Consider the following 10,562-nt stretch of genomic DNA (forward strand, 5'->3'; position numbering starts at 1 on the left):
TAGTTTCCGCTCAGAAGACTCAGTGGGGCGTCTGTGCCGCAAAGCCCTGTATAAGAAAGTGCACATCCCGCATGCCTTTTTCAATCAGGCTACCCTGGGCGTTATACAGCATCAGCCAGGTCTGAAAGTGTCCCAACAGACAACTGAGAATGGCATCGATGATGACATCCGTGGCGACATTCCCCAGGGCGCCATCTTTGCGTGCAGCCGCAAACAACGGCTCCACCGCAGGCAGGAATTGAGCCATCCTGGATTGATAGCTGGGCCCTATTTCTGACAGGCAGTGACCGCCATCCCGCAGAATCAACAGGCATAGTTCACGGTTCTCCTCCCCAAACCTGAGAAAGGCGCGGGCGATTGCCATAAGGCGTTGCAGCGCCGGCTCCGGGCTGGCCACTTCCTGCAGCGCCAGCATACCCAAGTGATTGAACAGCTCTTTCACCATCTCCAGCAGCAGGTTGTCTTTGCTGCCAAACAATTTATAGATCGTCGCCTTGCTGATGCCGGTTTGGTTGGAGATCACTTGCACTTCGGACTGGCGGAATCCGTGTTCGGAAAAAATATACTGTGCCGATGCCAGGATCGCGTCTCTTTTATTGAGGGCGGGTTGTCCCAGCCAGGTGGGATTGATCTTGGTTGAAGCCATAGAAATTCAAGCACTTATGGGTTGTTTGGGAACTCGGTTGCAATTATTTCATATCTGGAATAAATTGGCAGCAACTAAACGCATGCGTTTAGTTGTTTGCAGTGATAAAAAATAGAACAAAAATACTGCGAATATACGATCCTACTTACATAGAGGGTAAAGATAATGGTTGCCGAAGCTAAACGCATACGTTCAATCCGGCCCGAGACAATCTCCCACCAGCGGGGCTTTGAAACGCTGGCGCAGGAATACGATTACAGCGTGCCCATCAGTGCAGTGAAGGGACAGATCCCTGCCGCAGTTAGAGGTACGTTCTTCAGGATCGGGCCGGGGCGCAACAAATTGGGTGGGCAGGAATTCGGGCATTGGTTTGATGGCGATGGCATGCTGCACGCTGTGTCGTTCAAGGACGACAAAGTGGTATACCGCAACCGTTACGTACGCACACCCAAATACCTGGCAGAAACCAAAGCCAACAAAATCGTGATGCGCAGCTTTGGCCATAACGCGCCGGGCGGGATTCGCAACAACATTGGCCGCCTGCCCGCCAACTGCGCCAACACCAGCCTGGTGTATCATGGTGGCAAGCTGCTGGCCCTGTGGGAAGGGGGCCGACCCTGGCAGCTGGACCCGGCAACACTGGACACCATTGGTGAACACGATTACAACGGCAAGTTGGGCAAATTCAATGCTTTCAGCGCCCACGGCAAAGTGAATGCCCGCACCGGTGTTTATTACAATTTTGGTATCCGGCCATCGTTTTCCCCCAAAGGTGCTCTTACCGGTAAGGGGGCCATTGATCTTTACAAGATCGCGCCGTCCGGCAATCTGGTGGAGAAGGGGGCGTTCGAGGTGGATTACCTCAGCTTTTGCCATGATTTTGCGTTGACCGAGCACTATATGGTGTTCTTTCAGTCCCCCATTGCCATGAAATCACCGTTACCCTGGCTGGCGGGCCTGATTCCCTTTGACCAGGCCATCGATTGGCGGCCGGAGCTGGGCATGAAAGTCTATGTGGTACGCACATCCGATTTTGGTCTTGAGCGGGTGTTTACCCTGGACAACCCCTTTGTGGCGATTCATTTTTCCAATGCCTGGGAAACCGAGGCCGGTACCATTGAGCTGGATCTGACCCGGTTTGAGGATTTCTCGGTTAACCAGTTGCTGCGCGATGTTTTCCACAGCCAGGGGGATTCCTTCGGCGGCACCTTCTGGCGCTACAGCCTGGATATGTCCCGCGGTGGAATCAATGCCAGACAATACCGCGATGCCTTGCCGGGGGAGTTTCCCCAGTGGGATCACCGCTATACCACACAGCCCACCTCGGTGATGTATGCCGCCTGTGGAATGTCAGATAACGCCACGTTTTTTGATGGCGTACAGAGTATCGACCTGGCAACCGGAGAAGTTAAATCCCATTTTCTGGGCGCGGGGCGATATACTTCGGAAGCAATGCACATCGCCGATCCAGATAACGGTGATGATAAACAAGGCTGGCTGGTGAGTATGGTGTATGACGCCAGCACCCACAAAAGTGAAGTCGTTATTTTTGATGCCGAATCCCTGAAGGAGGTGGCCGTGGTGCCGTTGCAGAATCATGTGCCGTTTGGATTTCACTGCGGCTACAGCCCCCGATCCTTTGTTCGCTGAGTTGATACTTGAATATGGTTAACGACATTACCCCTAAATCCGAACGTGAATTTGATGTGGTGCTGTACGGCGCCACCAGTTTCGTCGGCCGTTTTGTGGCGGAGCATTTGCATCAACGGCAGCAGGGGGATAATACCCTCCACATTGCCCTCGCTGGTCGGGATGCGAATAAACTGCAGGCATTGCAACGGGAATTGGCGATCACCGATATGCCGGTGATCAATGTGGATGCCGCAGACAGTGCGGGACTGTTCGCGATGGCCAGCCGCGCTAAGGTGATCGCCAGTACTGTGGGGCCCTATGCCCGCTATGGCTCAGCGCTGGTGCAGGCCTGCGCCGAAGCCGGTACGGATTACTGTGATCTGACTGCCGAACTCCCCTGGATGCGCGCCATGCTGGATCAGTATGGCAGCACAGCCAAAGCTTCCGGCGGACGCATCGTTCACGGCTGCGGTTTCGACTCCATTCCATCGGATGTGGGCACCTGGTTGTTGCAACAGAAGGCGAAGCAGCGTTTCGGTTCCTACTGTGATCGGGTCGAAATGCGGTTGCTGAAAGCCCGCGGTGGCTTCAGCGGTGGTACCGCTGCCAGCCTGACCGAAATGGTGTTCGAAGCCACCGACGATCCCCAGGTCCGCGCGGTCACCCTGAACCCCTATGGGCTTACCGAACCGGGGCAGAGCGGGCCACAACAGGATCGTATGTTGCCGAAGTACGACAGGGGATTGGGGCAATGGAGCGCCCCGTTTCTGATGGCACCGATCAATACGCGCGTTGTGCAACGCAGCCACGCCATTGCTGGAATGCCCTGGGGCGAAAATTTCCTTTATGACGAGGCGATGTCCACCGGCAAGGGGCTGCCAGGAATGGTGCTGGCAGCTGGTGCCACTGCGGCCCTGGGGAGCCTGATTGGCCTGAGTGCATTAAAAATGACGCGGCCGCTGATCAAAAAAATCCTGCCAAAACCCGGTAAAGGGCCGAGCCTGCGCACCATCGAAAACGGTTATTTTGTCATGCGGGCCACCGGTACCACCTCTGATGGCCGCCGCTTAGTCATGGACGTGGAGGGCGAGAAAGACCCCGGTTACGGCGCCACTGCACGCATGCTCGGTGAAGCGGCGTTGTGCTTGGCTGCCGACAGCAGCAATCAGGTGGTCGGCGGCGGGTTCTGGACGCCGTCCACGGCCATGGGTGAGGCGCTGGTAACGAAGCTGAGTCAGCATGCTGGCATCCGCTTCAGGGAAGTGGCGCAATAAATTGAACGGCGGCGGCTGGGTTTGCGATGGGTGTCCAAAGGCACCCACGTAAGGCACCCACGTAAGGCACCCACGTAGTGATAAATGGGTTCACTATGTTGAATCCGCATTCCATTTACAAAGTTACACATAAAGAAAGGTTGCGGCTAATTAGTGTCTGAAAGTAGACTACTTTATGTTTTGACACGGCATGTTGTCACATGCGAAGTTCTCTCCCCAATAGCCTTTAGATAAAAAGAATAAAGGAACGATCAGATGAATAAATTTGACCGCCGTAAATTCCTCGGTGGTGCTGCTGCTGTCGCGGCCAGCACGACCATACCCAATAAATCCGAAGCGGCATGGCGCCGGACCACGCGTTCGGAAGAACGTGTTGTCGTCATAGGCTCCGGTTTTGGTGGCGGTATCAGCGCATTGCGGCTGGCCCAGGCCGGTGTAAAAGTTCTGATGCTGGAAAAAGGCCGCTGGTGGCCCACTGGCCCGAACTCCAATACGTTTCCCAGCGCAACGGTGCTGAGCAAGAAGCATTTCTTTTATACCGCCTGGCCGGAGTATGGCGGCTTCCGCATTGGCCTTTGGCCCTATGCTGGAATTCTCGAAGCCATGCCTTCGCCAAACCATACTATCGTCTCGGCCTGCGGTGTAGGCGGTGGCTCATTGGTGTATCAGGGGATGACGCTGCAGCCCACCGAAAAGAATTTTACCGACTGGTTTCCGTCTGGCATCGACTACACCGAAATGGATGAAGTCTATTACCCCCGTGTGGCCGAGATGCTGAAGGTCAAAACCGCTCCGGACGAGTTGATCAACAGCGCCACTTACAAAGCTGCGCGAATCTTTGCTGATCGTGTGCAGGCAGCAGGCTACGACCTGACGAAAATCCCCATGCCCATCGACTGGCAGTTTGCCTTGGACGAACTCGATGGTTTGATGGAGCCTTCGTATACCAACGGCGATTGCGCGCTGGGTGTGAAGAACGGTGGCAAGCATTCAGTGGACGTCACCTACATTGATCAGGCGCTGGCCACCGGAAATCTTACCGTTGCCGCGCTGCACCATGTGCGTGAGATCGAGCGGGATGAAGACGGCTCCTGGTTGGTGTATGTGGATCGCACCAGCCTGCGCGGCACGGTGCTGGAACACAAAATCATAAAAACCCAAACGCTGATTCTGGCGGCCGGTACCGCCAACACCAACAAGTTGCTGCTCAGCGCGGCCGCGGAGGGAAGAATTCCTGACCTGCCCGACGAGTTGGGTCAGGGCTATGGCACCAACGGTGACCAGATTTACATCTGGAACAAAATGCCGGATAACCCGGGTCCCCGCCAGGGCGGCCCCGTGATCTACGGTAGTCGCGAATGGGATGATCCCAATCAGCTGGCGAATACCATCATTCAGGCCTCCATACCGCCGCTCCAGCCAGGCCGCGACTTTGCGTCCGCCATTCCCACCTCGTTGGTGCCAGGTATGAATGGCATCTCGGCAACCGATCCGACCTTGCCGGGCACACCGGCCACGATGCTGGTGGGTTTTGGTGTCAGCGCCGACCGTGGTCATTTCAGTTATGATCCGGTCAAGAAGCGGGTAGAACTCAACTGGCCACAGGACGGCGATGCTGCGTTAGCCGCCCGTATCCATGAACGGATATCTACCGTTGCTGGTCCCGAAAGCCAGCTGATCAACACCAACAAAACCGTTAACAGTACCTGGCACCCCCTGGGTGGTGCTTGCATTGACGTGGTCTGCGACCTGGACGGTCGGGTGAAAGGTCAGAAGGGGCTCTATGTTTTGGATGGTGCTCTCATGCCGGGCACCACGGCCGCTTGCAATCCATCCATGACCATCGCTGCAATCGTGGAGCGGGCCATGGATCGGATTGTGCAGAATGACGTGGGGACCATTATTTAAAGGGTTTTGTAGAGGGCAGGGCATATCTGGCTTGTTAAACCTGGCGGTGAAGCCAGATATCTGCCCGGCAAAATGGTCGTAAGGCCAACCTTTCCTTAGAGATGCTTTTGCTCGAATCCTTGGGCGGTGCATCCAGGCTCGTTAATGTCCAGCTACCAGAGAGTGGATGCGGTTGTAATAAGTTACCGCTCCCTTTATCCTTCCGGTTCCATATCCAGTCATTCCCTTTCTCCATTCCTAAACTGATTTCCAGAGGGCTTTTATTTGAGTCAAAGCAGCTTTTCATCCATCAATTTGAAACCTGAGCTGCTAAGCAACTTAGGGGATCTCGGTTATACCGAAATGACGGAGATCCAGGCGCAAAGCCTGCCTGCCATTCTCAACAATCGGGATGTGATCGCTCAGGGAAAAACGGGGTCCGGAAAGACCGCCGCTTTCGGCCTGGGGTTGTTGCAACGGCTGGATGTGAAGCGTTTTCGGGTGCAGGCGCTGGTGCTGAGCCCGACTCGGGAGCTGGCGGATCAGGTGGCCAAGGAAATCCGCTCCTTGGCGCGCGCCATTCATAACATCAAAGTGCTGACGCTGTGTGGCGGTATGCCGATTGGACCCCAAATAGGTTCGTTGGAACACGGCGCGCATATTATTGTGGGAACCCCGGGCAGGGTAGAAGAGCATTTGCGTAAAGGTACTCTTAAGCTGGATGACATAGACACCTTTGTCCTGGATGAAGCGGACCGCATGCTGGATATGGGCTTTCAACCGGCGGTGGATGCCATCGTGGAATACATGCAGGGGGAGCGACAGACCTTGCTGTTCAGCGCCACTTTTCCCAAGCAGATCGAGACCATGGCAAAACGGATTCTAAAAAATCCGTTGCGGATCGAAGTGGCATCCACCCACGACGATACCAGTATCCAACAGATTTTTTACCAGCTCCAATCAGAAGATCAACGTATAACCGCTCTCCGTCTGATTCTGCAATACCATGAACCTGAATCGGCCGTAGTGTTCTGCAACACCAAAGCGGAAACCCAGGAAGTGGCAGACCAGTTGAAAGCCTGTGGTTTCAGCGCTGTGGCCCTGCATGGGGATCTGGAGCAAAAGAGCCGGGACCAGACGCTGGTGCGTTTTGCCAATAGAAGTGCAGCGGTGCTGGTGGCGACGGATGTCGCCGCTCGCGGGCTGGATATTGAGGACGTGTCGATGGTGATCAACTATCACATGGCACGGGAAACGGAAGTCTATGTGCATCGTATCGGTCGCACCGGACGTGCCGGCAGCTCTGGATTGGCCTGCACCCTGGTCAGCGAGAAGGAAACCCATAAGGTTGAGCGGCTGGGGCACTTTCTGGATCTGACACCGGCTTATGAAACCCTGCCGCCATTGGGGTTGCTGGATCAAACTGTCAAGAATGCCGTCATGACGACCCTGCAGATCGATGGCGGTAAGAAGCAAAAGCTGCGGCCCGGGGATATTCTGGGCGCACTCACGGGTGACCAGGGAATCGAGGCCAAGGATGTTGGTAAGATTCAGATCTTCGACCTCCAGGCCTACGTTGCGGTTAAGCGTAATGTGGTCAAGCAGGCCCTGAAAAAAATCAGCGAAGGTAAATTAAAAGGCCGCACCTTCAAAGTGAGGCAGTTGCGCTAGTTGGCTTTTGTTCGAGGCATGTTTGGCCTGGGCCATTGGCGATGGGGTTATCCGTTGACTACACTTTAATCTATACTCAACCCTTTGGCCTCGGTTCATGATCCATGGCTGGACTGGAACCCCAAAATGCGTAACGCCACCCCGGAACTGCCGCTTCGTCTGCTGCTGCGCTTTTCTGATGCAGACTTCGAGCGGCGTTTCAATCAGCACTACCTGTATTACTACTTCCGCTTCGCGCAGGCGAGTCTGCTGCTGGGTGTAATGTTGATCCTGGGTGATTACCTGGTCGACCGCATCGGCATGGGCCACAGCCCAGGCAATGGCCTCCGTCTGTCGCTTGCCGTGCCGGTGCTGCTGGTCGCGCTGGCCTATTCGACTTTGCCAAACGCTCGTCGTCATTGGCAGTCCGTGATGGCAGGCGTCATCGTCACGGTCTCTGGCTGCCTGTTCTACGCACTGGTGCGCATCGATATCGAAGATGGCGCCGGTCTGAAGTCCTGGGTCGGCGTATTGAACTTCACCTTCCTGGAGTTCTACTGCTTTGTGATACTGGGGGTTCAGTTCCGCCATGCACTTGCCGGTGGGCTCACTATCCTGGCAGCGTTCGAGTATCTTCTGGCTACCCACGCGGACATGTCGCCGCCCCAGATTGCTTACTGGTCGTATCACGTTCTTACGGTGTTCATGCTGGCAGCCGGCATCGGCTGGTGGCGCGAATTCTTGCTGCGCAAAGAGTTTATGGCGCAAACCCGCCTCAATGATCTGCATGCCGAAGCCGAACAGCGGGCGCAACGCCTGGCGCACTATGACGAACTCACGGGCCTGCCCAACCGAAAACTGTTCGCAGAACTGGCGCACCCAACGCTGGAGCGCGCGCGACGCACCAATTCGGGATGCGCGGTGTTGCATCTGGAAATTGACCGCCTGCACAGCGTGGTGGACGTCTATGGCCGCAGTCAGGGCGATGCTGTACTGGCGGAGGTCGCCCTGCGCCTGCGGGCCTGGATTCGGGCCGGTGACCTGGCCGCGGTTCAACACGACAACGAACCTAGCGTGGTGGCGCGCATAGGGGACAGTACATTCACCATTCTGGTGACGGATGTGGGTAGTCAGGAGCGCGCATCGTTGGTTGCTCAGCGCCTCCTGGATGCCATCGCCGAACCCATAAGCATGCATGACGCACCGATAAGTATCCGCACTGTGGTGTTGTCGGCGAGCATCGGCATCTCGCTTTTTCCAGGCGATGCCCAGGACCTGACCGGTCTGACGCATCGTGCCGAACAGGCGACGCGGGCGGCGCGTGATGCGGGCGGCGCACAACACCAGTTTTTCAATACGGTGCTCAATGACCGGGCACGGGACCGCGTGCTGCTCGAAGCCGAGTTGCGCCACGCCATTGAACATGATCAGTTGTGCCTTCACTACCAGCCGAAGGTCGATGCGCAAAACGGTCGGTTGGTGGGAGCGGAGGCGCTGGTCCGCTGGCAGCACCCCCAGCGCGGCCTGATACCGCCTGGCTCATTCATCCCGCTGGCCGAGGAAACCGGCCTGATCGGCGGCCTCACTGACTGGGTTCTCAAAACTGCCTGTGCCAGCCTGGGACAATGGCAACGCCGGGGCCTGCCCGGTGTGACGTTGTCGGTGAACCTGCCCGCTTCCAGCCTGGCCGACGGGGGACTGCTTGAGCAACTGGAAGACCTGATGATCCACAATGTCCTGCAGCCGTCCAGCCTGACCCTGGAACTGACCGAGACCATGTTGATGCGCGATACCGGTGCGGCCATCGGCCGGTTGGAACAGCTGCGCGCCTGTGGCTTTGGTCTGTCTCTCGATGATTTTGGGACCGGCTACTCGTCGCTGAGTTACCTCAAGCGTCTGCCAATGAATGAGGTGAAGATTGACCGAGCGTTTGTCACCGACGTAGAGCAGGGCGGGCGTGACGCAGCGTTGGCCGCAGCGATCATCGCCCTTGGTGTCGAGCTGGGGATGGACGTGGTCGCCGAGGGCGTCGAGACGCAGGAACAGTCGAAGTACCTGCTCGATCACGGTTGCCGGCTGCAGCAAGGGTATCTGTTCTCGCGTCCGGTTCCACTGAATCAGTTCGAGCAGATGTTGGTTCAAGGCTCGGAGCGGGGTAGTTCAGGGTGAAATTATCGTCTGAATTCTACAAAATTCCCCCTAACCCCGGGATTTTGTGTAAATTGAAGTGAAGAATGCTCTTATTTTTCTGGGCAGCTGACTACTCATCGGTAGTGCACATGAAAGATTGATCAAATGGGCAAGAAACTAACGCGTACTTTCTTATTGTTCATTGGACTAGGGCTGGCTTATCACGCACTGTGTTACTTTGCCCGTTCATATGGACATTGGGACAATGACTACAATATTCCGGGCTTTTTCATTGCAGCCGGACCGATGCCGTGGAGTCTACCTCTGTTTGAGCACGTAGTTCAGGTGTTTCTAAAGGATATGCTCGGTCCGGCAGTATCAGGTCGAATCATCAGCGTTTTAGTTGCTGTAGGATTTGCTATAAATGCCACAATCATCAGGGCTTTAATGATCCTTGTATTTGAGAGAGTCTGTGTGCACAGGAAGGAGCTAGGTTGATAGCCAGTTCGCATTCCCATCGTGAGGCCGCGACAACGGCCAATAACACATATTAACAAGCCATACAAAATGGAATGGACAGTTCTAGTTTCAACCTAATTAAAAGAAAGCAGTAATCATGTTAACGAAGAAACCATTGCTGATAGCTCTACTTGCCATGTTCTTCCACCCAGCTTGGGCAAGTGAAATTGATGAGGCTATTGAGGCATATAACCATGACGATTATCAAACTTCTTTCCCTATCTTTAGTCGCTACGCACAACAGGGTGATCCCGAAGCACAAGCTTATGTGGCCGAAATGTATTACTACGGAAGAGGCGTACCACAAAGTTACGAAGCAGCAGTTACCTGGTTTGAGAGAGCTTCTGAACAAGGCAGCGCGGATGCCCAATACAACCTATCGGTAATCTATGAGCGAGGTGAAGCTTGGCCGACAGAACCAGACGCGGCCCTCAGATGGCTTCAGAAGTCAGCTGAACAAGGATTCCCCGACGCACAATTCAATCTTGCAGTGAAATATGAAAGCGGCGATGGTGTTCAGCTGGACTATGAAAAAGCGAAGCAATGGTATACCTATGCTGCAAAACAGGGCCATGTAGGCGCGCAAAACAATCTTGGCATGATATATGACACGGGCAAAGGCGTAACTATAAACTATGAGGAAGCAATGAAGTGGTTCAGGGTTGCAGCCGACCAAAATGAAGCGAGTGCCCAATCCAATCTGAGGTCCGGCCGGTAAAAGCGTTGGATTTAGCCACTTCACCCCTAAAGCATTGAATCATATAGATATTTACTTTCCAGTCTATAACGATTCCTGAAGCTGTTTAAACTGCCCCTGGATCACC

At 55.0% G+C, this 10,562-nt stretch carries 7 protein-coding genes; 6 read left to right on the plus strand and 1 reads right to left on the minus strand.

Translation table 11 applies throughout. The features are described from left to right. Positions 1-19: 19 nt before the first annotated feature. Entirely contained in the window at positions 20-646 is a 627-nt protein-coding gene (locus D9N14_RS11900; RefSeq protein WP_290579885.1) for a TetR/AcrR family transcriptional regulator, read from the minus strand. Positions 647-811: 165 nt separating this feature from the next. Here D9N14_RS11900 and D9N14_RS11905 point away from each other — a divergent pair, with 165 nt between their 5' ends. From D9N14_RS11905 to D9N14_RS11930, 6 genes are all read left to right on the plus strand, one after another. Beyond that, positions 812-2,296, plus strand: coding sequence for a carotenoid oxygenase family protein (locus D9N14_RS11905; RefSeq protein ID WP_290579887.1), 1,485 nt, complete (start codon positions 812-814; stop codon positions 2,294-2,296). 14 nt (positions 2,297-2,310) lie between these two features. Continuing rightward, the gene (locus D9N14_RS11910; RefSeq protein WP_290579889.1) at positions 2,311-3,552 is read left to right on the plus strand and encodes a saccharopine dehydrogenase family protein; all 1,242 of its coding nucleotides are present in this window, start codon (positions 2,311-2,313) and stop codon (positions 3,550-3,552) included. A 255-nt stretch (positions 3,553-3,807) separates the two neighbouring features. Next, a complete protein-coding gene (locus D9N14_RS11915; RefSeq protein ID WP_290579891.1) occupies positions 3,808-5,460 on the plus strand; it encodes a GMC family oxidoreductase N-terminal domain-containing protein in 1,653 nt (550 codons plus the stop codon). 264 nt (positions 5,461-5,724) lie between these two features. After that, the gene (gene dbpA, locus D9N14_RS11920; RefSeq protein WP_290579893.1) at positions 5,725-7,110 is read left to right on the plus strand and encodes an ATP-dependent RNA helicase DbpA; all 1,386 of its coding nucleotides are present in this window, start codon (positions 5,725-5,727) and stop codon (positions 7,108-7,110) included. 126 nt (positions 7,111-7,236) lie between these two features. Continuing rightward, positions 7,237-9,258: a putative bifunctional diguanylate cyclase/phosphodiesterase gene (locus D9N14_RS11925; RefSeq protein WP_290579895.1), complete on the plus strand. Its 2,022-nt coding sequence runs from the start codon at positions 7,237-7,239 to the stop codon at positions 9,256-9,258. Between the two features lie 577 nt (positions 9,259-9,835). After that, a complete protein-coding gene (locus D9N14_RS11930) occupies positions 9,836-10,456 on the plus strand; it encodes a tetratricopeptide repeat protein (protein WP_290579897.1) in 621 nt (206 codons plus the stop codon). Positions 10,457-10,562: the final 106 nt, after the last annotated feature.

The sequence above is a fragment of the Ketobacter sp. genome (genome assembly GCF_003671495.1).
In the GTDB taxonomy this organism is placed as follows: Bacteria; Pseudomonadota; Gammaproteobacteria; order Pseudomonadales; family Ketobacteraceae; genus Ketobacter.